This window comes from Mucilaginibacter sp. MD40 (genome assembly GCF_002288635.1).
Lineage (GTDB): Bacteria > Bacteroidota > Bacteroidia > Sphingobacteriales > Sphingobacteriaceae > Mucilaginibacter.
The window spans coordinates 3,432,086-3,456,774 of sequence record NZ_NRSW01000001.1; the positions used below are offsets into that span (position 1 = coordinate 3,432,086).

The 24,689-nt window shown below is 43.7% G+C and carries 14 protein-coding genes; 1 reads left to right on the plus strand and 13 read right to left on the minus strand.

Translation table 11 applies throughout. The annotated features are described in order from the left end of the window. Nucleotides 1–24: 24 nt before the first annotated feature. The gene (locus CKK33_RS15355; RefSeq protein ID WP_095704953.1) at nt 25–903 is read left to right on the plus strand and encodes an AraC family transcriptional regulator; all 879 of its coding nucleotides are present in this window, start codon (nt 25–27) and stop codon (nt 901–903) included. An 89-nt stretch (nt 904–992) separates the two neighbouring features. Here the strand turns inward: CKK33_RS15355 and CKK33_RS15360 are convergent, their stop codons facing one another. The 13 genes from CKK33_RS15360 to CKK33_RS15415 all read right to left on the minus strand — a co-directional run bounded on the left by CKK33_RS15360 (nt 993) and on the right by CKK33_RS15415 (nt 24,687). After that, entirely contained in the window at nt 993–2,222 is a 1,230-nt protein-coding gene (locus CKK33_RS15360; RefSeq protein ID WP_095704954.1) for a fibronectin type III domain-containing protein, read from the minus strand. A gap of 126 nt (nt 2,223–2,348) precedes the next feature. Continuing rightward, nucleotides 2,349–3,557 (minus strand): DUF4998 domain-containing protein, encoded by a 1,209-nt coding sequence (locus CKK33_RS15365; protein ID WP_095704955.1) that lies wholly within the window; start codon nt 3,555–3,557, stop codon nt 2,349–2,351. A gap of 23 nt (nt 3,558–3,580) precedes the next feature. Further along, entirely contained in the window at nt 3,581–4,780 is a 1,200-nt protein-coding gene (locus CKK33_RS15370) for a DUF4959 domain-containing protein (RefSeq protein WP_095704956.1), read from the minus strand. 25 nt (nt 4,781–4,805) lie between these two features. Then, nucleotides 4,806–6,776: a RagB/SusD family nutrient uptake outer membrane protein gene (locus CKK33_RS15375; RefSeq protein WP_233138232.1), complete on the minus strand. Its 1,971-nt coding sequence runs from the start codon at nt 6,774–6,776 to the stop codon at nt 4,806–4,808. 20 nt (nt 6,777–6,796) lie between these two features. After that, the gene (locus CKK33_RS15380; RefSeq protein WP_198952479.1) at nt 6,797–9,820 is read right to left on the minus strand and encodes a TonB-dependent receptor; all 3,024 of its coding nucleotides are present in this window, start codon (nt 9,818–9,820) and stop codon (nt 6,797–6,799) included. Then, nucleotides 9,817–9,993, minus strand: a complete 177-nt coding sequence (locus CKK33_RS19630) for a hypothetical protein (protein ID WP_198952480.1) — start codon at nt 9,991–9,993, stop codon at nt 9,817–9,819. The genes CKK33_RS15380 and CKK33_RS19630 overlap by 4 nt, the downstream gene beginning before the upstream one ends. Nucleotides 9,994–10,565: 572 nt before the next feature. Further along, nucleotides 10,566–12,578, minus strand: a complete 2,013-nt coding sequence (locus tag CKK33_RS15385) for an ATP-binding protein (protein WP_095704957.1) — start codon at nt 12,576–12,578, stop codon at nt 10,566–10,568. A 166-nt stretch (nt 12,579–12,744) separates the two neighbouring features. Further along, nucleotides 12,745–14,418: a HAMP domain-containing sensor histidine kinase gene (locus tag CKK33_RS15390; protein ID WP_095704958.1), complete on the minus strand. Its 1,674-nt coding sequence runs from the start codon at nt 14,416–14,418 to the stop codon at nt 12,745–12,747. 103 nt (nt 14,419–14,521) lie between these two features. Further along, complete coding sequence (locus CKK33_RS15395; protein ID WP_198952481.1) at nt 14,522–16,786, minus strand: alpha-L-rhamnosidase C-terminal domain-containing protein; 2,265 nt, start codon at nt 16,784–16,786, stop codon at nt 14,522–14,524. Between the two features lie 97 nt (nt 16,787–16,883). Beyond that, nucleotides 16,884–19,013 carry a family 43 glycosylhydrolase gene (locus CKK33_RS15400; RefSeq protein ID WP_095705880.1) on the minus strand — a complete coding sequence of 710 codons (2,130 nt, stop codon included), beginning with the start codon at nt 19,011–19,013 and terminating at the stop codon, nt 16,884–16,886. A gap of 75 nt (nt 19,014–19,088) precedes the next feature. After that, the gene (locus tag CKK33_RS15405) at nt 19,089–21,380 is read right to left on the minus strand and encodes a glycoside hydrolase family 127 protein (protein ID WP_233138233.1); all 2,292 of its coding nucleotides are present in this window, start codon (nt 21,378–21,380) and stop codon (nt 19,089–19,091) included. A 375-nt stretch (nt 21,381–21,755) separates the two neighbouring features. Beyond that, entirely contained in the window at nt 21,756–23,273 is a 1,518-nt protein-coding gene (locus CKK33_RS15410; RefSeq protein ID WP_095704960.1) for a redoxin domain-containing protein, read from the minus strand. Between the two features lie 22 nt (nt 23,274–23,295). Continuing rightward, nucleotides 23,296–24,687: a RagB/SusD family nutrient uptake outer membrane protein gene (locus CKK33_RS15415; RefSeq protein ID WP_095704961.1), complete on the minus strand. Its 1,392-nt coding sequence runs from the start codon at nt 24,685–24,687 to the stop codon at nt 23,296–23,298. Nucleotides 24,688–24,689 lie beyond the last annotated feature (2 nt).

Genomic DNA, 24,689 nt, shown 5'->3' on the forward strand with positions numbered 1-24,689 from the left:
CTGTTAATTAAACCAATTTAAACTATGAGACAATTTTTACACACTTTAACGGTCAGCTACGAGTCGGTAATTGAAGGCCGCCCGTTAATGCCATTACAGGGATGTACCTCTCTCCATTATCACAACGAGCTTGAAATTCTACTTATATTAGAAGGTAGCGGAGAATGCTTTATAGGTAACTACGCGGGTACTTTTGAGCCGGGCGATATTTTCATGATAGGCTCAGGCGTAGCACACGCGTTTGAAGGTTTAAGCGAAAATAAAACCAAAGCAACCTCAATAGGGTTCCGTTCTGACTTTTTGGGCAAAGAGTTTATTGACCTGCCTGAATTTCACAAGATAAGGTCACTATTTGAACGGGCTAAAAGCGGGCTAAAGTTTAAAAATAAATTAAACACCGAATTAGGTAACCGTGTAAACGAACTGGAAGAGCAAGCTAATATCAACCGCATTATCAGCCTTTGTAATTGTTTAGATATGATCGCCTCTGAGGAAGATTATCAAACACTATCTACTTTGGATACCATTAATTTAAACAGTAAGGTACATCATAAACTTAACAAGATACTTGAATATACGGCCAACAATTTCAACAGGGTAATTACTTTACAGGAAATAGCCGAGTATGCTAATATGAGTATACCATCCTTTTGCGATCATTTTAAAAGGTATGTTAATAAAACCTTTATTGAGTTTCTTAATGAATTTAGATTAAGCTACGCCTGCAAACTGCTTATTGAATCGGAGCTGTCCATATGCGACATTTATTTGAGGTGCGGCTATAATACACCTGCTAACTTTAACAAGCAGTTCCTGAAATACAAGGAAATGTCTCCTACCCAGTACCGTAAAAAATTCAACACCCTATATAAACTAAAAAACAGTATAAGCGATGCGGCATAAGCCGGGCTTGTACCTTAAATCCCCCTGCGTTCAATGACAGAGGGCGGCTCCTTTATGGAGCCGCCCTCTTTTTTTATATACCCTGATAATTAATTAGCATCAGGCAGGCCATCTTTTTTCATGCCCTGTACAATGAGGCAGTGAATAATGTAATCCATATCCTTACCGGTATCTTCCCAGTTACCGTTAAAGCCATACGGCCAGGAATGCATACCGTCGCCATAAAGTACTGCATTGGGGTTTCTGGTCATAAACTGGAGTATTTGGTTGGTATGCTTACCTACACAAACACCGTTTACAATTAATTTAGGCCAAAACCAACTGGTGCCGCCACCAAGCGTATGTTCTATTTCATGCAATACTGTACCTACCTGCTGATACCCCGGGTTAGCACCCATATTTATCCAACCCGAGTTCACAGCATCTGCGGTAGGTGTACCGGGAGAATAGTTTACTGATAAAGCTTTAACCGATGATGTAAAGTTGTTTTGATATTCAACCGCCCTGGCAAACGCGGCGTTGATGCGGCTGTAAGCCGCTTTAGTGTCCGCGTCAGCATTAGGATCCTGGTTAACCATGGTATAGGTAACCCTTCCGCGTGCAATGGTTGATATTGTTACGTCCTTTCCATAGTTGACAGTTCCGAATTTGGAGATAGAGTATGCCCTGATATGGTAATTAGAAGCTTCTTTTAAGCTATCTATCCTTACAAAAATACTCAGGTCGTTTTTGCCGGGCGTAATTACTTTTCTGCCGGTTACTACGGGGTTAACCTTATCACTAATACAAATGCCGGTTTCTTTAATGCCTTCGCCTAAACTGTCTTTCACTGTACCGGCCGCGAAAGCGGTGTAGGCACCAGCTGCAAACATAGTATCTGTAACAACGCCTACGTAGTTAGGCGCTGATAAAGTTGTAAACTTACGATCTTCACTATAGGTGGTTTTATTACCGTTTACAAGATAACTCCTTACCCAGTAAGTTGTATTTGGCTGTAAGCCGGAAAGTTCAACCTTATATGTGGCAGCACCTGATGAGTAGGAGTTGGCGCTTGTTTTATTACCGGTGGGGTGTTCGGTAAGCCCCCAGTAAACACCAACTTCTGACGCACCTGTAATAGGTTTGGCATTGCCATGTACTGTTGCCGTAGCAAATGATAAGCTGCCAATACTATCAATTGCGGTTTGTGATGAACTTGTTGTGTTAGTAGGCTGCCCATTATCAGGCGCAGGCAAGCTGTTCCTTTTACAGCCTAACGCAATTACACCTGTTGCCAGTAAACCGGCACAGAGAACACTGAAAATTTTGATATTCTTCATAACTATGATAATTATTGTGAAAAGTGACATGGAAATCTGCCTGATATTTTAAGCCGATTTTTTATAACAAATGGCGTAAGCAATACGCCGGGCAACATCAATTGCCCGGCATGTACTCACTATATATTACTGATAAGATTGCTTGTACAGCCTTACACTGCCAATTTTGATGTACTGGCCCGAGTCATCAATTGTTACGGCAAACCCGATAGATACTGTTTTTGGAGCAGTAAGCGTAAAGTCAAGCCTGCCTGATGATATTTCCGACGAGGCAATGGCACTACCAACATTATTTACATCCGGCAGGGTGTTTCCTTCGGCAACTACAATAAACCTGCTTCCGCCTGAGTTTTGGTCAATATCACTTAGCTGGAAACTATAGGTACCCGCAGGTAAATTAATGGTTTGGTAAATAAGCCCGTTATTAAGTGCCGGCAGGCCCCAACCCGCCTCGAAGGAAATTACGCCCGTACCGCTACGGTTTTCATAACCGCCGTATCTGCCATTACTGATGTTTTTAGCACCCGCGTTACTTGTCCAATCGGCCAGTGTACCCCAGCGGCCGCCGTCATACGCCGCTCGGTTTATTGGCGCGCCGGCATTTTTTAAATAAAGGCTTGTTACATCCTGCTGGATAAATTGAGGTACATATCGCGTATCATAGTCAGTACTGAATGTATCTATAGCAACCGTATCAGGCAAAAAAAGCGTTCGGTAGCGTATGTTTGAACTTGGCTTAAAATCAGCTATCCTCGTTACTGCTGAGTCTATCGGCGTACGCACTTTAACCGTTTTACCACCGGTATTGGTATACTCAACTTCTGTAGCGAAAACGCCGGTAAGGCGATCCATACCCAACCAATTAATGGTGGTTTTGCCATCGCTGCCTGTAAGGGCTGCAGATATACCCCTGTTCTGAAGCGAAGACTGATACCTGTCGCCATAAGATTTACCTGTACGATAAACCGGAATAGACTTATTACCATCCTTATCATAGGTAAAGAGTACAAAATTTTGTACACCTTCTTCAACCTTCTCAACAAAGTAGGATAAGCTATCTACCGTATTTTTGCGGGTAACAGGTATGGTTACCGAATCCTTAAAATTATTCCAGAATATCTTAAGGCTGGTAACCTTAGGATCGGCAAGAAATAAACCCTTCACCAACACCCTGTTACGTCCGGAGAGTATCTTTACAGAATCGATCTTACCGGTATAAGATATCTCTCCTCCTTTAATATATTGTTTATAATCGTCCATCTTTCTGCACGAGGTAATCAGCGCGAGCGCTACCAGGCATACAGCAAGTGAAGCCATGTTAAATTTCTTTCTCATATGATTATTAATTACAAATGAATTTACCTTGGATCGCCATACACCTGTACCTCAGAAATACTCATAAATGAGGTGCCCTGCCAGTTCTTTATTGACTTGATGCGCAGGTAGCGTACTTTTTTTGAAACTGATTTAAAGGTGTAGTTGATACCGGCGTTTGCAAAAGCATAATCTTCGCTGGTTTGCACACCATAGGCACTACCTGATGGTTTTTTGGAAGTAAACGATCCCAATAGCACCCAGTTAGCAAAACTGCCATCAGGTGTTGGGTTATCGGTTCCCCATACTTCAAACTCTTTAAGATCGCCTCCATAAAAATAAGTACGGCCCTGGTTCATGTACTCGGGGTAGTCCCATATGGTGATCCGGCTTAGTGTAGCCAATTTACCCACATCAAATGTTATCCATTGAGGATCAACAGTTGAGGTGCTTGTTAAAACGCAACTTGGCCAATCCATTATATTACCATCCCATAATTGAGGTATACTGGTACCATCGTACTGCTGCTTGGTATCCGTTGGTAAAATCACTTCCTTGTAGCCACTCTTAGGTATGATGGTTTCATACAGTGGCTTTACATTCACAAACAGGGTATCGGTATGGTTTAGCCAGCGATCACGAATGGTAATGCCCAATTTTTGCGTAACGGTATCTAAACCCCGTATAGACTGGTCTACCTCTGTTGTAGAGGTGTAGATGTTTTTACCGGTTGACACCAGCTTACCTTTCGACTGGATAAACAACTCTATGGTCAGATCGGCTTTTGCCGGGTTGGTAGCTTTGAAATTAACACCACCAAAATCAGGAGATACTTTCAAACTCCTGTAAACGCCCCAAATTGGGTTTTCAAGCGGCTTTACTTTTACTGAAACCGGCGCCGACGCTTTCTCACTGCGGTTTACAGCATACAGCAATACTTCGTGTTCATTGGTATCGCCAAAGCCCTCTACTACCAGTTTATTACCATAATAAGAAGCTTTCACTTCCATACTTTGCCCATTGGCCAGCTTATACACCGCTTTAATATACAACAGGTCCTTATCTGTTGGCAAAATGTACGTTAGGGTGGCATTACCGGGCCCGTTCTGTACTGATACATTTGATACCGGGCCAGGTGGGGTATTATTGTTTTCAAGCGGGCCGGTCTTGTCCTGCTTACAACCGCTAAGTATTACCGCAACAAGCAATGTTGCGGTAAAAAGTCGTATAATGATATTTTTCATGTATTTACTATTTATGAGTTTCAGTTTACCAACCCGGGTTCTGTACTAAGTTTGGATTAACAGTGAGATCATAGGTTTTCAACGGCCACAGATAATCTCGCGGAGCTATAAAGCTTTGCGAGAAAATGGTTCGCACCCTGTAATAATCAGCGGTAGTACCCTGGTAAATGCTCCAGCCGGTTATCGCCTGGTTAAACATTTCGGAAGCTTTTTTCCAGCGCAGGATATCCCAGTACCGGCTACCCTCAAAAGCCATTTCAATTAAGCGCTCCTGTTGTATAATGCTGCGCATACCCTCTTTAGTGGTATATTTTGTAGGGTTGTTTGAATAAGCAGACCAAGCCGCTTGTACAGTAGGTATGCCGGCACGTGTACGTATACGGTTCACATAATCATAAACAGTTCCATTTGGCGCAGATAAAGTTTCGTTCAAGGCCTCGGCGTACATCAAATAAAGATCGGCAAGCCTCACCTGTGGCCATGGATAATCGCGGTATTGGGCACCGTTGGTACCATTGGTCATGTTCCAGTCAACCACCTTCTTTACAAAATAACCAGTTTCGTTGTACCAGCCGAAGTTATTGGCACCCGCCACGTCGGTTGATTTTGCCTGTACATAAAATGTACCTTCATCAGAGTTAGTAGGGCTGTCGTACTTATACCAGATACCGCCATCAAAACCCAGGTCGGCATAAAAACGTGGCTCGCGGTCAAAGTTGATACGCGCTGTAGTAAAACCGTTCTTGATGTAAAAACGCTCATCATAAGTCGCTTTCCTTAACGAATACTTATCACTAAAGTCAAGCGTTTTATCCTCACTTATGGGCACGCCGTTTTTGGTGTAAAACATTTCAGCTATTTTAAGCGGTGGCGCCAACTGCTCGCGGGCGCTTCCTACTGTAATACTGCTGGTTAAGCGCGGCATAGCATACATCTGCAGGTCACCGGTGCGGCTGTTGGGGTTAGCCCAAACCTGCTCGGTATTTGCTCCAAAACGTTCTGTTACCGCCCCTTTAATGGTAAGCTGCGTAAGAGTAGTATCTGATAATTTAAACGGAGAGCCTGGAAACTTATACAATGCAAAGCCTGCAGATTCGGCTGCATCAATAGCCGCCTTAGCGGCATCTGCTGCCTTTGTCCATTTACTTTGGTCAAATGCCGGGTTAAAGAGTTGCTTACCGTCTTTATCTGTAAAACCGGTATAATCGGGGTTACCATTAAACAATGGGCTTGCTGCCATAAGCAATAACTTTGCTTTTATTGCAAGGGCAATAGGTTTAGTTATACGCCCCAGTTCGGTTCCCTTGTCAGTAATCAAATTAGGAAGGCCAGGCAAAGCTTCGTCTATAAGCCCCGAAGCATAATTAACACAATCATCAAAAGGAGCTCTTTTTACCCTAACCTGGCTTTCAGGCGCACTTATTTCCAGGTTTTTATCAATAATAGGTATAGGCCCATACATACGTATCAGGTAAAAATTGTAGTAAGCCTTCAGCACTTTTACTTCGGCCAGCCAGCGCGTACGTTCATTTAAAGAAAGGTCAGGTACTTTGGATTTATCCTCCAGGTTTTGGATGAATATATTACAGTTACGTATAGCTTTAAAAAGGCCATAATTATCGCCCGGGCCGCCACCACTGTATAAACCATTCCAGGCATCGAAGTAAGGCTGCGCGGCATTTTGCCCACCACGGGCAACGTGCCAGCCATTTGAAATAAACTCGCGTTCGTCAAGCGAGGTCCATACCTCATCTCCGGTCATGTAGCCTGCGTTAAACAGCGGGTTACCATCTTTAGGCAGATATGAGTAACAGGTAAATAAAAACTTTTCGGCTTCGCTCCTAAGTGTAAAGGCATTGTCTATTGTTGCCACGTTATCGGGTACAATATCCAGATATTTTTTGCACGAACTCAGGCTTAGCAATTCACACATGAGCATAACAAGAAATCCTAAACTGATCTTCTTGAATCTCGTTACTTGCATTTTCTTTTTCATAATTCTGTTCAGTTTGGGTATTACAATGAAACACTTACACCAAGGTTATACACGGTTTGTACCGGGTAACCTAAACCGTTACCCCCCATTTCCGGATCCCAAAGCTTGAAGCTGCTAAAGGCATTTAAGTTGGTAGCGTTTACATATACACGAAGATTTTTAACGGCTATACGTCTGAGTGCTTTGGGCTGCAGGTTATAACCAATCTCAACGCTTTTCAAGCGAAGGAACGCACCGTTACGCATCCACCAGGTTGATGGCTGAAGGTTATTGTTCACAAACGTAGGGCCCAGCCTCGGCCAGAAAGCATAGCTGTCGCGATTCTGCTCAGACCAATGACTATCGGCTATTACTTTGAGCAATCCGTTTTGCGGAACGTTAGGGTTCCCCTGCTCCGTACCAAAGGCAAACGGGGTTATATTACCAGGATTGATAAAGAAGGATGAACGTGCCGACCCTTGCAAGAAGGCCGAGAAATCGAAACCTTTGTAACCAACCGTACCACCAAAACCATAAATTATTTCGGGCGAAGTTGGCAGGCCAATAGGAACCATATCGGCATCACTGATCACACCATCTTTATTTACATCCCGGTATTTGATATCCCCGCCGCCATAGTCGGTTCCCGGGGTACCACCAAACTGTACGGGAGAGTTTTTGGCTTCGTTGTCATCAACAAATAAGCGTTCGGCTATATAGCCAAAAGTTTGTGTGGTAGGCAGGCCAACGTGATAACGATAGCCCTCATTAACAGGATAGGTAGGCTCGTCATATATCAACACCTTGTTGGTAGCATAGGTAAAATTACCCCTTGCCTGTATATATAATGAATTGTTGAAAGAACGATTATAGTTCATGGAAACGTCAATACCGCGGCTTTCGGCTTTATTGGTATTGGCCTGTATGGCAGCCTGTAAACCCATGGTACTTGGTATATAAGTACGCGGTGTAAGGATGTTTGAGCGTTGCTGCTTATAAATGTCGAAGGTAAAGCTCAGGTCATTGAATACGGTTACGTCCAAACCAAGGTTGATCTGCCTGGAGCGCTCCCAGGTTATCTGATCATTAGGATAACGAGATATCGAAATACCCGATCTGCCATAACCACCTTGTTCGCCAAAAACGGCACCATATCTGTCATTATTCATATTTACCTCAGACAGGTAAAAGAAACGATCGCCGGCATTACCGATCTGATCGTTACCGGCCAAACCATAAGTAGCACGCAACTTCATGGTATTGATCACATTGGTTAAAGGTTTAAAGAAACTTTCGTTAGAAATTACGTAGCCTAAACCAATTGAAGGGAAAAAGCCATACCTGCCGCTTGCCGCAAAGCGTTCGGAACCATTGTAACCAAAGTTAAACTCGGCCAGGTAACGACTATCGTACCCATAAGTAGCACGACCAGATACCCCCTGGTTGCGTGCAGGCAATGATAATTGTAATGAGCCCGGGTTACCTGCAATATAATTACGCATGGTACTGATAACCATTGCACTAACCGCATGCTTATTGGCGAATGTGCGATTGTAGTTGGCCGCAAGTTCCGCGTAAAATATCGCGTTTACATCCTTTTTACCCTCTGAATAGTTGAGGTATTCGGTACCCACAGTTCCTGTTGATATCTGGCCGCCGCCGTTGAGCAAGGTAAGACCGGTAGAACCATCGGGCTGCTCACTCGCACTGTAGTAAAAAGGATTATATGAACGCGATATGTCAAAATAAGCATAGCGGCGCACATAACTCATCAGCCTCAGATCCAAACCGGGGGTAATGCTCTTCAGATCCTGTTTAAGCTCAAGCTGTGTTTGTATAGTTGAGGCATTACCTTCCTGATAGCCTTTAACCATTTCGGCATAAGGGTTAATGTACAAAGCGCCGGTAGGCGAAATAGCGTTACCAAATAAGGGGTGTTTTGTATATGGTGAAAGACTTGCCGGGTAAATAGCCGGAAACATTACAGGGTTTGACCAAATGGCACGATTAAAGGTAGTAGCTCCACCACCTATAGGGCCATTATAATCGTCAAACTGCCCGTATAACCTTACTGCTGCTGTAGTAGTACGGGTGAGGTTGATATCAACGTTGGAACGAATAGAATAATTTTTCAGCTTGATATTGCTGTTAAAATTATTCAGGTCGGCTACCTTTAGTACACCGTTATCAATATTATAAGTACCCGCAATGTAATACCTTGCTTTATCGCCACCGCCACTCACGTTTAAGTTAAAACGCTGATTTAGTGTATAGTCTTTTATAAGCTGTTTAATCCAGTCGTTATTAGGGTAAAGCAATTCATTATCGCCACGTGCTGTAGCGTCAATTTTAGTTTGCAAATAGGGTAGCACAGCAAGCCTGTTCCTGGTAAGCGCGGCCTCATTGGCCAGTTCCATATAGGTTACGTTATCGGCAAACCTGAAGTTTTTAGTATTGGATGAAACCGAGTTTTCCGCACGGAAAAAGAACTGCGTAGCTCCGGCCTTACCAGTTTTGGTAATAATCAACAACACACCGTTGGCACCACGCGCGCCGTATACGGCGGTAGCGGTAGCATCTTTTAATACGTTAAACGACGCGATATCATCAGGCTGTAGCCTTGCCAGGTCTGTTTGGGTAGATTCGATACCGTCTATCAGGATCAGTGGGTCCTGCTTACCTGCACCAAATGAACCCAACCCTCTAATGAAGAATTGCGCGTTATCGGCACCGGGCTCACCGCTGCGCTGGTAAGCGATCATACCCGCTACCCTGCCCGCCAGCATAGTGGTTAAGTTACTTGTAGGCCCTTTAAGTTCCTTGGGGCTAATAGTAGTAATAGAGCTTACAAGGCTGGCTTTCTTTTGGGTACCGTAACCTACTACGGCTACCTCGTTAAGCGCGTTCTCACTTTCATTTAAAGTAACATCAATTACGTATGTACCATTACTAAGTGGGTTAATGTTTTTTAACGATATTTTCTGCGCTTCGTACCCAATAGAACTGAATGTCAGCTGGGCATTTTTGGGAACGTCCAACCGGTAGCGCCCGTTTACATCGGTCATTTTTCCGATGGTGGTTCCTCTACTTTAACGCTAACACCGGGCAGGGGGCCTTTCTTATCAGATACCACCCCTTCAACATGCACTTGCGCAAGTGAAACAAAATTCATTAGCAGCAAGGTTAATAGCGGCATTAAACGCCTTATAGTACTTAATTTTTTGTAGTTTTTTTCCATATATTTTTGCTTGTTCTTGTAAGTGCCAGAGTATTTACTCACCAAGGTTTTATCACCTCATCCTTATCATCTTCAGCTTTGTTTTCTCATAATTTGGGGTTTAATTAATTAGTGTATAAAAGACATTTATTAAATTTTAAACTAAGCATGCGTTCCGGCGCCTGATGACGACGGTTACTTGATTTTCATGATTTCAATTTTTTTAAAGGTTAACTGGCTTGCCGCTGTTTATAAAATTCTGGCAAATCGAGCGAATAAGTGTTTACTGATCATGTAAATACCGTGACATAAACACGATATTAAACTTTCAATAAACTAATTGCTGATAAACAATATTAAGCATATGGCTATGCAAGAATTACCACTATCTTATGAATTTGTAATATTATCATTACAATAAAATAATATACAGTAGGTAAAGGGATGTAATGTAGGTTCCTATTTAGGTAGGATTTGCTAAGCCGATGGCCAATTATCGGGGGTGGATATAAACGGCTTATACAAGCGTACGTAGTCCATACACATAGTTTAAACTTATATTTGGCTAAAATGTAAGTACGCCTGATATAGGCTCAGCGGGAAGTATTATTGATTGGCTGTTTTGAAAGTGGGACGCTGAACCAAAAATCAGATCCTTTACCCGGTTCGCTTTGTACACCTACGGTGCCACCATGATGTTCAATGATCTCTTTACAGATATACAAGCCAATACCAAAACCCGATATCATTTTCACATGGGTATTCTCTACCCGGTAAAAACGATCAAATATGTAAGGGATGTCTGCCGCGGGGATACCTATACCTCTATCACTTACGGTAACAAGCGCATTATCTCCGGCCTTAGTACAAGTGATGGTTACCTCCGGCTCGTCCGCTGAATATTTAATGGCATTATTGATAAAATTGATCAGCACCTGCTCCATTTTATCCTTGTCACCGTTTATGAGCAAACTATCGCATAACCTGAAAGTAATATTAGCACCTTTACAGCTAACGCTGAACTCGTCTTCGGCAGCCCTCATTACATCATTAATGTCAAACACATCGTTATTAAGCTGTATCTTGCCCTCTGTTATGCGTGCTACATCCAGGAAACCGGTTACCAACGCCTGCATCTTATCAGCCTGGCGTTGCGTTTTTTTGGTAAAATCAGCAATTGGCGCATCACCTAATTTATTGGCACGCTGCCCTATGATCTGTAAATAACCTTTCATAGAAGTTAAAGGTGTTTTCAGTTCATGGCTAACCATGCCTATGAAATCGTTTTTACGCTGCTCATCCTGCTTGCGTTCAGTGATATCTGAAAGCGTACCCGAAAATAACGCGGCCTTACTATCGTCAGCAGCATAAAGTTTACCGGTAGCCCTCACCCAGCGCAGTTTACCATCATGCAGGCCGGTAATGGCATACTCCATATCAAAGCCCCTGTTTTCCTTAATGGCAGTTTCAACGGTACTGTTTACTTTATCCCGATATTCTTCGGTTATCTGATTTACAGCCGACTCATAGGTAATATCCTCATCCGGTAAAAAGCCAAAAAGCTCCTTTGTGCGGTCAGAAGCATTAAATTCATATGTATCAGCATTAATGCTCCAGGTACCTAATTGGGCAGACTGTACAGCCAGCCGCAATTGCTCCTCGGCCCGTTCAACCGCAATGCGGCTTTTAACAATATCTGTTACATCAACCGCCGTATTGAGCACGCCCCAAACCGATCCATCAGAAAGTTTTAAGGGAGTAAAAGCATAATTGTAATAAAACTCCTTTAGTTTACCGTAATGCATATATAGCATGTGAGCTTCTTTTTGCTCGTAATGAATACCTTTCCGGTAAACCTGCCGCATAGTTGTCGGAAAATCAAGCTTATCAAGCTCGGGTAAGGCGTCTTTAAAATTCATACCAAATACCCGCTCATCTTTTCCCCAGGCACCTAACATCATTTTATTGGCAAAACGTATCTCCATATCTTCGCCAACATGCAGGGCCATGGCGGTGGGCGTGTGTTCTATGATCTGCGTGGCTTCACGCTCTTTAGCCAGTAAAAGTTCGTTAAGCCGCTTTATACGTTTACGGGAATTATCCAGCTCTAATACTTTTTTTCGCAGCTCGAGTTTATCTATTACCTGGCGTGCAAGTGTCTTGAGGGCTTTGCGCTGGCTGGAGTTTAGTTTATGCTGAACAGAATCAATAACACAGAGTGAGCCCAATGCAGCCCCGCTGATATCAACCAACGGAACACCAGCGTAAAAAGTAATGTCCATTGGGCCGGTAACCAGCTCATTATCCATAAAACGCTTATCTTCCTTAGCGTTCTCTACTTCCAGTATTTCTGTGGGGGAGTTAATGGCATGCGCGCAAAACGATAAGGCTCTGTCTGTTTCCGTAACATCCAGGCCATGCCGCGATTTAAACCACTGGCGATCTTTATCAACAAAACTAATTAAGGCTATAGGCGTACTGCATATAGCCGAAGCCAGTTCGGTAAGCTCATCAAAATCTTCTTCAGTAGCGGTATCTAAAATATTATATGAGCGAAGAGCCGCCAAGCGTTTGCTTTCGTTCGGGGTAGTAGGGGCTGCCGGCATTCAGATCAAAAAGTTACGAGTAAAAAAACATCAACTTTAACAGCAATTAAATATGACCTTATGTGCTTATACTACATTTCGCAGATGCACCGTGAAATATAATTATATCAAATTGTGAAACGTGTTATTTTTAAAAATGTTCTTTTAGATAAAAGTTTACCTTGTATTAAACACTTTGATAAGGAATTACAAACTCAACAGTTGAGCCTTCACCCAGTTTGCTTTTTAACCCGATACTTCCACCCTGCAGTTCTATTAAACGCCGGCAAAGATATAGCCCTAAGCCGGTACCTGGTTTATACTCATCTTTACCTCCCTGGTAGTATCTCGTAAACAGTTTGCTTTGCTCGGTGGCATCAATACCTATTCCTGTATCTGTGATAGTAACCAACAAAGTTGGTTGCTGTACTTGGTTATTTAACTTACCGTTAATAGTTATGCCACCTGCCTTAGTGAACTTAATGGCATTACCCATAATATTAATGACTACCTGTTTCAGACGAAGCGCATCGCCATTAACAACCTGTTCTTCGTCGCCCAGCAGGTTCAGTGTGGTTTCAAGCCCATTCTTTTCAGCCGAGAAACGCATAGCCTCAACCGCTTCTTTCAGCGCCTCAAGCGGGCGAAATGGCTGGTTCCGCAATATCTCTGTGCTACCATGCTCTATCTTACTTACATCCAGCACATTATTTACAGTTTCAAGCAATAGCGACGATGAGTAACCTACCGATTCTACTTTTTTAAGTTGCTCGGGCTGCAGGTTACTCCGTTTCAGCATAAAAATAGCGCCGTTAATGGCAGTAAGCTTGTTCCTTATCTCATGGCTCATAATGGCCAGTATCTCTGATTTTTGCCCGGCAAGCAATACTGTACGTTCGTTTTCAAGTAGATATTCCCTCTCGGCACGCATGGTGCTTTGTATATAAAATATAAGCAGGAGCGTAAAAAGCAGTAACAGCGCCAGCCCTATATTTGTAAACCTATCCATATCTGTATTGGCAGCATTATATTGCTGCAGGATGCTTTTTTGTAGTTTTTGCCTTGCTTCGGACTCCGCCTTACGTACCTGTTCTGTCATCTGGCGCAGTTCAGAAAGCATTTGCAAATTATTGGCAATCAATTGCTGTGATGACCTGCCCATTAAAGTATATTGTTTATTGAGCGATCTTACCGCCCGCTGCAGGGTTGCTTGCTGTGCAGGGCTCAAACCGGCAGGATTTGCACCTGCTTTTTCACGAATGGTCATCACCTTTACTGTGGTCTTATTGCGGATAGCATCTTTAAGGCGGGTAAAAAATCCGGCCTTACTGCTTTCGTCTTTAGTTGACACCAGCGTATCTGCCTTGTAACGCTGCAAACGCGGTTGATGGGTATCAGTGTTGACGATGCCTAATGATGCAGCAGTGGTAGCTTTCATTAAAGAGTCGAAAAGCTGACGAAGCCTGAACAATTGTTGCGAAAAAGCGATCCTTTGATTGAGTGAGACTACCAAAGCTCCTCCCGCTTTTTTCCCCTGGCTACTCTGTTTTAATATCCTGTCAACCTGTGTTAAGCTTTGGCCAACAGCCTGTTTATAAGAATTTAAAGAAGCGGCGTCGCCGTTAAGACAAGCCTTTTGAAAATCGTTTTCGGCACTGTTTAAAGCCAGCAGCACACTGTCTATTTCTACAGGCGCCGAAATAAGGTTAAGCTGTCCGTTAAGGGCTGAAAGTTTTTTTGAGAGATTACTTTTTAGAATAAAGGCACCGGCAACCAACACCAAAATAAGTACAAGAAAAGCGATCAATAGCTGCTGAAGTTGAGAGGCTATTTTTCTTTTTACTACAGGGGATTTATGCATGGGGTTTGTATCGGATCATCCAAAGATAACCATCAGAAATGAAATCGAATAGATAGTTAATTGTTTTGACTCGATTGTTTTTTAGACATACGATATAAAGTGGCTACAACAAGGTAGCACTATTAATAACATACGTGCCGCCATGAAGCTTGATGGTGTATTTGCCTTTACCTTGCCAATTTTTGTTAACAGGTGTGTACCCGGCCGCTTGTTTATCATTGATCGTAATTCCGGGCCTTTCAGGCAACCGGACTATCGCTGTTAAGTTTTGAGGGACCAAAACCTTCATCCGGAAACCTTTATCAGTGTTGTTAAATGATACCGTTATTTTGCCATTAATGGTTGGCACTGTCAATGTTCCTGATGCAAAAGTTGCCGGATCCGGCTCAATTAAAAAGGTTTTATATCCAGCATCAAGGGGCTTTATACCAAACAGGTAAGATGCAATAACAATTTGTGCTCCGCCGCTCCAGGCGTGGTTGGTTGTACCGCCGCCATACCCCTTTTCACCTATCCCCCAGCCTTCAAACAATGTTGTATGATCAGCATCTGCAACCATATCGTTAAATCTGCTTTTGGCTCTTTCCAGCGCGTACTTTCCCTCTCCCATTTTAAATAATGCTTCCATTACATATTTTTCCATATAAGGGCTTGCAAATTGCTGGGTATGTAATGTTGAGGTAATTGCGCTGTACTTTGACGAGTCGGCTATGCCCGACAGAACGGCCAGCGCCTGGACTCTGTCATCAGTTGCGCCATTGTATGAGGCATGCCGGTATGCGGTACCGTTCCAACATTTATTATAACCGGTTTTCACTTGCTGCATCATATCATGGTAAGCGGCTTCATCCTCTTTCTTGCCGAGTAAACCGGCCATCCGGGCGGCTCCGTCTAAAGCTAAGTAATGCCAGCCCGCAATAATCAGGTGTATGTCCTTATTTTCACCCCAATCTCCCCATAACCAATCGCCTTTGCGAAGTTCGGTAAGTCCGGTTTCATCTGTTCGCCATAAAGCCAGATAATCTTTTACTGCCGGATAAACCTCTTCCATCAGTTTTCGGTCCCCTGTGTTCATGTAGTAATTCCAAAAACCATAATAACCAATACTCGTAAGCATCTGATCGGGCAGTTCCTGGTTAAAATTGCCGGGCACAGGTGAAAATAGCACCCCGTTTGCCCGCCTCCATGATGTTAGCTCACGTATAGCTTTACGCATTAACGGATGCGTAGATGGCGAATACGTATAAAAACATTCGCCCATCAGCAACACCACATCTCCCCACCATTGGGCCCGCTCTCTGTCGGGGCAATCAAAGAAGTTATCGCGCATATTCAGGTACAGGGTACGCCGGGCCTTTTTCCAGTATTTGTTGTAAAATTCATCACTGCAAACAAAAGCTCCCGTTGGCTCGGTATTATAACCCGTTTCACGGTATTTTAAACCCGTTACCTTAACCTGGTGCGGAACGGTAAGGATAATTTTTTCTCCGTTCATCCAGCCGTAAGATTCATATTCCTGTAAACCTTTTCTGGTAATATATGCCGCACGCACATTATCGGTACCGCCGGCCACGCTGTGGTCGGTAGCTATATTTATCAGGTGGCCTCCTTCGTTATCCTTAACTGTAATAACAGGGGTCATCTGCATATTGTAGGGCAGGCCGGCAATAATGGTATCTACAGCAATGCCCGCAATGCGTTTAAATCCGGCCTGCTTAATTCCGTAGTCTTTCCATTGTGGAATAGGCCTATCGTGCAAGGCGTTCCATGGTGCGCCCCCACCCATACCTATTTGCACAGCGTTCTGAAAATCATAAAGTTTAGCTTTTGATGCCGTTTGCCAGCCGGGCATATCCTTACGTGCATCAAAAAGGATGTTCGATTCTGGCAAGCGGTAATTAGGTGGCGCACCATCGGCAGTGCTGTAAGCAGGGTGTATACGGCAAAGCCAATTACTATCGCTGTAAAGTTTTACATGGATACCCTCCATCGAAAAAAACAGCCCGGACCGGCCACTATTCACATGCGAGAACCCGTCTTTCCCAAAATGCCAAAGCAAAACAGCGATCTGGTTATTACCCCTGCGCAAATACGGGGCGAGATCAACTTTATCAGCATACGTATCTTTGGGTGTTGGCCCTCTCTTAAGCCCGCCTTCAAATACTACCATTCTGCCATTTATCCACAACCAGTATTTAGTGTCTGCGGCGATAGTAGCTATAGCGTGTATTGGCTTGCGTTTAATATTTACGTTTCTCCTAAAGGCTATCCAAGTATTGGGTTTATTGGCATCCTTGCTGTTTACTGAGATCCAATAAGGCACATCCATGGTTATAGAAAATGCAGGCCGCACCCAGATGGTCGCCATTAACATTACACCTAATAGCAATGATCTTTTATAAAAACTCAAGCGCATGATGTATGAGTATTGAGGAAATTATTTTGAGTGATTGAAGCCAAAGCCATTATTTCATTGGTTTGGTAAGCTGCAATTGCTTTTTTATGTCATTATTGCTTAAAGCATAATCATACATTTTTAATGATGCCAGGTAACCGTTATAATTTTCGCCTTCATCAGAAGCCCCTATAATAAACTTAGCACCGTTAATGGCCGACGAAAGCGTCATCATCTGCGCGTTATCTTCTACGCCATCAACATAAATACGTTCGGTCATGCCGTCAAAAGTGAGTACCAGGTAATGCCATTCGTTAGCTGTGGGAACATGATTGTACTTCATATCAAAATGGTAATCCAAGTGCCCTGCCGCGCCGTAACCGCCGCTATTGAAATACATGGCATTGTATGAATTGGCCAGCCTCATGGCATTCCTGTTACACCACGACATAAGGCAAGAGCCTTCCTTGGCCACCACAGGTGTTTTTACCCATGCCGCTACCGTGTAAGAGCCATTCCATGCCAGCGTTTGCGGTACCGGCTTGTCAGTACTCAGCGCCCCCTTTACAAACCTGAAGGCAGTGACACCGACCTCATCCTTTTCAATGGTAATATTTCCCGTTTTATTGAATAATCCGCCAAAGATTCCTTTGTTTTTAACGGAGGTGAAAGGTTTGCCTGCAGGCATATTCTTAGCATTAATGTCCAGCAACATACTATTGCTACTATTTAAAGCAGGGCCCGTTACCGAATTTTTATTTTTTATGGGCAGCGGAAGCTCAAAAAGTCGATCATAAACTTTCATGTTCCACACCGCGGCGTATAGCCCCTGCTTTTCGGTGCCGGTAACCGTTAGTTTAATAAACCGGGTTTTCACATCGTTATCATCAATCATGGGACTACTGGGCATTCGATTTGATGACCTGTCTGCAAAGAGTTTCCAGGTTTTTCCATCGGCAGAGTATCGCAATATATACTGATAGTAAAATGACGGAAACTCGAACTGCGTAAACACGCGCCTGATGCGCTTTACGCTACCCAAATCTATGGTAAGTGATTGCGGCAAAGTATTGTTACCGGCCTTCCATAAGGTAGCGTTATTGCCGTCCGTAGCCAACACTGCTGCATACTGATAATCGGTACCGGGCATTTTTAAATGATAGGCTGATGAAGCAGTGGCTGTAGCGTTTAAAGCAATATTTTGGGGTGGCTTTATTTTAGAAGGATTGATGTAGCCCGTATTTGAAGGCACTACCGCCTTAATGGTAGAGTCGTTTTCAAATACCAGTTTATCTATACATACCTGGCGCGAAAGCCCGCCGCGGGTCATGGGGTAATCGTGCTTATGGTAAACAATATAGTAATCCTCGCCATCCTGCAATACCGAGTGGTGACCGGGCCCATGGACTGTTTTATCGGCATTGGTACTTAGTACAGGGTTGTTAGCCCCTTCTTTAAACGGCCCGTAAGGTGTGGAGGCGTAGCTGTAGCGAACGTTGTAAGTTTCATCATGGCAGGAACCTCCCGAATACATCAGGATATACTTGTTTCCCTTTTTGATCATGTATGGCGCTTCAAAAGGCCTTGGTGTTTGTACCAGTGGGATATTTTTGGCATGTTGCATACTATCCATACCCGGAGTAATGAGCTCGCCAACGGCATAACCGCCATTATAATGCACCCAGGTACCCCAATAGCCATACACCCTGTTATCGGTATCGGTAAAAAATTGTGCATCCAATGATGGGAAACCTTCACGGGGATAGTTATGAGGGATAACAGGTTTATCCTGATCATTCAACTTTCTCCAGGGACCAACAGGTGTATCTGAAACATATCCGTAGATATTGCATCCCATTTCGCAGTTGCCAAAATAGAGGTAGTATTTGTTATTCCTCTGGATGATATCAGGCGCCCAGAAGTTAACCAAAGGTTCGGCTGTAAACGCGGGCACGTCCATTTTATAGTTATACCAGTTCTCAAAATCCTTACTGTACCAAACCGTTGGTGCGCCGGAGGCCAGCATGATATTGTCTGTTGTAGCGTAGATATAATAAGTATCACCAAACTTTTTTATGGTTGGGTCGGCAAAGTACCCAGGCAACAACGGGTTGAGTTTTTTTCCGTTTGCAGCACCAGGCACAACAACCTGAGCGTTGACTTGGGTGAAACAACACACCAGCATGATTACTGCGGCCATCAGGCTCAATTGATTTTTAAAATAAGGTTTCATTAAATTAATCGTTTCCGTAGGTAACACATATGGCACATAAACCTACTTTAATAAACGCACATCAAATACACCACCCGCCAGCGAGCCTTTATCCGCTTCAAATTTCACCGTTAGCACACTACCAGCCGATATGATATCTTTGGGGATAGGATATTCCTCAGAAAAAAAGGTATCTCCTTTACTGCCATCTAACACCACGTGTTTTAATAAACGGTTATTAATATACACATTAAAAGCCCGGCCAGTATCGCCACCATAATAGGTTACCCGCAAAGTTTTGACAGATGGGTTCACCCGCATCTGATAGCTAAAATACCCTTTCGCGTCGCGCCAGTGCCTGTTGTTAAATATACCTGTTTGTGAATCAGCAAATTGCATAAAATGGTCCGACTCCGGCTGCTGCTCGCCCGGCGAAACCTGGTCTACCGTTCTTTCGGCCAGTTCCAGCATATCATCTCCGCCAGCCAACTGCCTTTCTCTTTGCGCTACTTCACCGGGCTTTGCCACCGGCCAGTACAACATATAACGAGCATCGTGCAGTTCAAAAAATGGTATCAACTGCAGCTTTTTGTACTGCGGCTGCTCAATCATACCTGCCATACTAAAAGTAAGTGGCTTACCGGCTAATGGCTTTAACTGTGTTGAAAGCTGCTCGTCATTATTAACCAACAAAGGCGACTGTTCAAGGCTATACAGCGGGCCGCCTGCAATATGACCATAACGGCTACCATCGGCCCAAAGGCCGGTAAGCTTTGCTGTATCTGTAGCGGCTGCTAATACAACAGGCCCATGAACTATAGCCGCCCATTCAGAATGATCGGGCAGGTACTCCAGTTTGTCGGCCATTGGCAATAAGATGGTTACCTTGTCGCCCGGTTTCCAAACTCTGTTTACTGACGCGTATCCGTTTGAAATTTTTATATCCTGTACTTTGCGGCCGTTTACCTGTATCTCATACCGACTACTTTTTACCCAGGCCGGCTGTCGGATGTATAGGGTAAACTGCTTGGGTTTGCTCACATCCAAACGTAATTCAGACCGTTCAGTAAATGGAAAATTATTAATCTGTGTCAGCTTCAGGCCTTCAGCCTTCCAATTGAGTACAGAAGGTATAAAAAGGTTTACGTAAACATCTTTGCCCGTGTGCGAATAAATAAGCTCACCATATTTACCATGGTTTTCCATACCTGTGCCAACGCAGCACCAAAAGTCTTCATCAGGCTGAGAATATACCCGGTAATGCTGAGGCCGTATAGGGGTAAAATATACAAAGCCGCCCTTGCCGGGTTGCTGCGACGACAGTATATGGTTATATAACGTGCGTTCGTAGTAATCGGTGTATTTAGCATCGGGTTTAGTAAGGAACAGCATCCTGGTAAGCTTGAGCATATTGTAGCTGTTGCACGTTTCAGGCCCCTGTTCAGATTCGATCATTGACGTGAAATCATTTGAAGGATTAAAATGCTCCCTCACACTATTACCGCCAATGGCTATTGAACGGTTGGTTACCACCGTTTCCCAAAAGAAACGGGCGGCATCATCAAGCCGCTTATCGGCATCCAGTTCGGCTATACGCTCAAAACCAATTACTTTGGGTATTTGTGTATTGGCATGCAAACCGTTTAATTTGTCTTCGCGCTTTTCTAATGGCGTAAGTATAGCCTGATGATCAAATCTTTTAGCCAGGGCAAGGTATTTCTTTTGCCCGGTGATCATGGTGACATCGGCAAAAACTTCGTTCATGCCTCCGTGCTCGGTGTTCAGCATACTTTGCATTTGCTGTTCTGTTAAGCCGGAAGTTTCATCAGCGGCCCAGTCGGTAAGTTTTACCAATACTTCTTTTGCCTGTTTATTACCGGCTATCAAATAGGCGTCGCGCAGGCCGGCAAACAACTTATGCAAATTGTACCAGGGCACCCACTTTTTGTCGAACAAGCTAAAATCACCATTTTTCAATTTTGCCCACATTTCCATGCTGCCGGGGACACCGCCTACATAGCCGTCTTTGTTATTATCCTGGCAGCGTTTCAGTTCGCTCACCATGTAATCGAGCCTGGTTTTGAAAACCGGTTTACCTGTAGCGGCATACATTTGCGCTAAAGCGGTTAAATAATGCCCGGCAGTATGGCCGTCCAACCCTTCATTTTCCCAATTGCCGTAACTTTTGGCCTTAGGCTGCAACCCCGCTTCGCGCAGAAAGGGAGCCAGCAAACGATCCGGATCAAGCTTGAGCATGTAATTCATATCGGTTTGCTCGGCATCCAGAAAGGGGCTTTGCAATAACCTAACGTCACTTAACGGAAAAGCCTGCATAGCCGTTTGAGCAACAGCCATTTGTTTAAACAAGGCACAAGCAATTAAGCATGCTAATTGATAAGGCTTTTTTATCATGGCCGTCTACAATAATGTTTTACAGATATCAGTAATAAAGACAGTTATGTACCGCTAAATATAAGTGTAATAAAAACACTTATATGGCAATAAACTAAATTTATTTATGGTTTAATTGGCAATTTCCATACACTTATATCCTTCCGTCTTGCCAACGGTTTAAAAATAAGTGTCAATCAAACGCTAATATAAACTAATATTATCCAATATTTATCACTTATTGTTTCTTAGCTGGATTACCGCCTACAGCAAAGCAAAAAAAAGCGTGATGATCAACACCACGCTTCTAAATTAACTATTATGGATGCGCACTAACGCTTAAGCGCCTTTTTTAGCCATTTCGATCATCATGGACAACTCATCAACGGCAGCCTCATTACTGCCATCAAAACCGGTGAGTTTAAACCTTATGTTACCATTAGGATCAATAATGAATTTAGCAGGGATACCGTTCACATTGTAGCTGCTTACTACGTTATTCTTTTTGGAGTCCTTATCGCGGAGGTCCATCAGCACTTCAAAATTATATTTATGCTGTGTAACATAGTCGCGCGCCTCGGCAGTAGCATCACCAGAGCGCTCCCATGTATGGATGAACAGGAACTGTACATTAGGGTCTTTGGCGTATTTATTCTGTGCCATTTGCATTGCCGGGAACGATGCTTTACAAGGGCCACACCAGGTAGCCCAAAAATCCAGCACAATTACTTTACCCTTGTAATCGCTCAATGAAACCTTTTTACCATCGAGATCGGTTAAAGTAAAGCCGGGCGCCTGCTCTTTAAGCATTTCATTATTTAAGCGTGCCTGCAGGTTATTTACATAGGATTTGCGTAATTCTGCTGCATATTTTTCATACCCGGCATCGCTGCCATGTGTTTTTATGTATAGTTCTTTAAACTCCTTCATCATTTCAGGAGTTGCCTTGCCTGTTTTTACTACTTCCTCCAATTTAGGGTAAGCCTCAGCAGGCCTGTTCAGCGCCATAAGTATTTGCGCGTACCGGTAGCTGATATCAGGGTTAACGGTTTTAGCATTCTGATAGGCTCTTTCGGCATACTTTAAAGCCTCAGCATATTTCTTTTCCTCAAAAAGGATGTTACCATACCGGCTGGCGAGGCCAGGATAGCCGGATGCGGCAAACTTGGCTGCATTACTTGTACCCTTCTTGCCATCCATATATGACTCGGCATTTTCCATGGCCAGGCGGGCGTAGGTTTCGGCATGTGGCAGGTCGCCATTTTTATAAAACGCTTCCGATAGGCCGAAGTAAGCATTACCTTTCCAAAAATCAACCATTAAGCTATTGATGTAAGCAATTGCCTTGGGCGTATTTTTTTCTTTAGCGTAAAGGTTAGCTATCGCCGATATGGCATAATCATATATCAGATCATCATCCACAGCACCTGTCCGGAATTTTTCCGGCGGGAAAGCAGCTTTCCATTTTAAATAAGCTTTTTCCATACCGGCGGCGGTAGTTTCTTTGAATACCGGCTGCTGCGCTTCACGGCGGGCGGTAATACCTTGCGGGAACTTAGTAAGTTGTGCCTGGTATAACGAATCGCTCACTTTGGTACGGCCCAACTGATAATAAAAGTTGGAAGCCATCATCATATCCTGTTCTTTATTGCTGGCCGCCAGTTGATGAAGCTCTTTATATAAAACCTGTTTATCTGCCGAGTCTTTTGAAGCAACCAGTTTAGATAGGCGTTCACGCATTTGCTGGTCGTTCGTACTTTGCGCTAAAGCGGGCTTAGCCACAAAGGCAGCCCCAATTGTTAAACCCATTAGCGCAACACCTTTTATAGCTGCAGCTCTGTTTCTTTTCTTATTCATAACAACACTTATTTAATTGATACTAATTATTATATCCGGGATTTTGCTTAAGTGCCTGGTTAAGCAGCAGCTGGCTATTAGGTATAGGAAATAACGCTGATGTAGATTTCCAGGTGCTTTTAAGCGGCCCCAGCACGGCATCGGCCTGCCCGGTACGTTTAAGATCGAACCAGCGATGGGCCAGCTCGCCAAAAAGTTCTAATTTACGTTCGGCGGCTACCGCTGCAAGCAGATCAGGTTGAATGGCTGCCTGTGTGTTTGGCAAGCCCGCGCGGGTACGTATGGCGTTAATATCTGCCTGGGCACCCGAGATATTTCCCTGCTGAGCCCTTGCCTCTGCACGGATAAGGTACTGCTCGGCCATGCGTAATATTACGTTATACTCGTTACCACTTGTAGCGGTAGCCAGCTTGTACTTGGCTACACGGTAGTATTTTGTGCCGTTTAAAGTAAGCGAATCAACCCAGTTGGTTTTACGGGTATCACCTTTCTCAAATAATTTGGTAAAGTTAGGGTACAGCGCGTAGGTAGGTAAGAACACATTGGTGCTGGTATTGGCCGCGCCATACGGAGAACCAAAAACCGAGAAACCATTTAAAGTAGCCAGTTGAAAAATCACTTCGGAACTGGTATTAATAAACGCGTTTGCCGGGGCAGGTAAACTATATGTACCAGAACCTATTACCTGTGTGGAAAGCGCTTCGGCATTTGCATAGTCTTTTGTGTATAAATAAACCCTTGCCAGCAGTGCGGCGGCAGCCCATTTGTTTGGTCTGGCTTTAAGCGCCGGGTTACCTGCATAAGCAGCGGGCAGTAAACTAACCGCGTCTTTAAGGTCGGTTATGATTTGATTGTATACTGCCTGGGTACTGGCACGGGGTAGTGTAGCGTTATTAATTTCCACCGGATCAAGCGAAAGCGGTACATCCCCGTAGAAATTAACCAGATAAAAATAGGTGAAGGCCCGCATAAATTTGGCCTCGCCAATTAACTGGTTCTTAGTATTGGCGCTAATGGCTGCCGAATTATTAACACCATTAATAGCCAGGTTGGTCGCCCTTATTACCTGGTAGGGGTAGTTATACAAATAGTTTTCATTATAGGTGTTGGTGCTTAATAAAGCATTTTGTGCAAACTGCTGCACGCTCGCATCAAAGTTGGTATATAGTAATTCGTCTGAGGATATACCGCCAAGCACGGTACCATACCTTACACTTAAGACTGTAGGATAATATGAATACAACGATATTACGGCGCTTGTAGCTGACGCATCTGAACTGAATGCCTGCGTGGGAGATACGAGACTTGGCGACAGCCCAACATCTACATACTTTTTGCATGACGAACCAAATAAAGACAGTAGCACAACCAGTGAAAATATTGTAGCAGAATGATATATGTATCTTAATTTCATGA

Bases quoted from the DNA above. Each gene is read 5' to 3' on its own strand.
- CKK33_RS15405 (WP_233138233.1), bottom strand. From the start codon at position 21,380: ATGGCTGTTGCTCAAACGGCTATGCAGGCTTTTCCGTTAAGTGACGTT.
- CKK33_RS15370 (WP_095704956.1), bottom strand. From the start codon at position 4,780: ATGAAAAATATCATTATACGACTTTTTACCGCAACATTGCTTGTTGCG.
- CKK33_RS15360 (WP_095704954.1), bottom strand. From the start codon at position 2,222: ATGAAGAATATCAAAATTTTCAGTGTTCTCTGTGCCGGTTTACTGGCA.
- CKK33_RS15400 (WP_095705880.1), bottom strand. From the start codon at position 19,013: ATGGCCGCAGTAATCATGCTGGTGTGTTGTTTCACCCAAGTCAACGCT.
- CKK33_RS15390 (WP_095704958.1), bottom strand. From the start codon at position 14,418: ATGCATAAATCCCCTGTAGTAAAAAGAAAAATAGCCTCTCAACTTCAG.
- CKK33_RS15375 (WP_233138232.1), bottom strand. From the start codon at position 6,776: ATGAAAAAGAAAATGCAAGTAACGAGATTCAAGAAGATCAGTTTAGGA.
- CKK33_RS15365 (WP_095704955.1), bottom strand. From the start codon at position 3,557: ATGAGAAAGAAATTTAACATGGCTTCACTTGCTGTATGCCTGGTAGCG.
- CKK33_RS15395 (WP_198952481.1), bottom strand. From the start codon at position 16,786: ATGGCGACCATCTGGGTGCGGCCTGCATTTTCTATAACCATGGATGTG.
- CKK33_RS15410 (WP_095704960.1), bottom strand. From the start codon at position 23,273: ATGAATAAGAAAAGAAACAGAGCTGCAGCTATAAAAGGTGTTGCGCTA.
- CKK33_RS15355 (WP_095704953.1), top strand. From the start codon at position 25: ATGAGACAATTTTTACACACTTTAACGGTCAGCTACGAGTCGGTAATT.
- CKK33_RS15415 (WP_095704961.1), bottom strand. From the start codon at position 24,687: ATGAAATTAAGATACATATATCATTCTGCTACAATATTTTCACTGGTT.
- CKK33_RS19630 (WP_198952480.1), bottom strand. From the start codon at position 9,993: ATGGAAAAAAACTACAAAAAATTAAGTACTATAAGGCGTTTAATGCCG.
- CKK33_RS15385 (WP_095704957.1), bottom strand. From the start codon at position 12,578: ATGCCGGCAGCCCCTACTACCCCGAACGAAAGCAAACGCTTGGCGGCT.
- CKK33_RS15380 (WP_198952479.1), bottom strand. From the start codon at position 9,820: ATGACCGATGTAAACGGGCGCTACCGGTTGGACGTTCCCAAAAATGCC.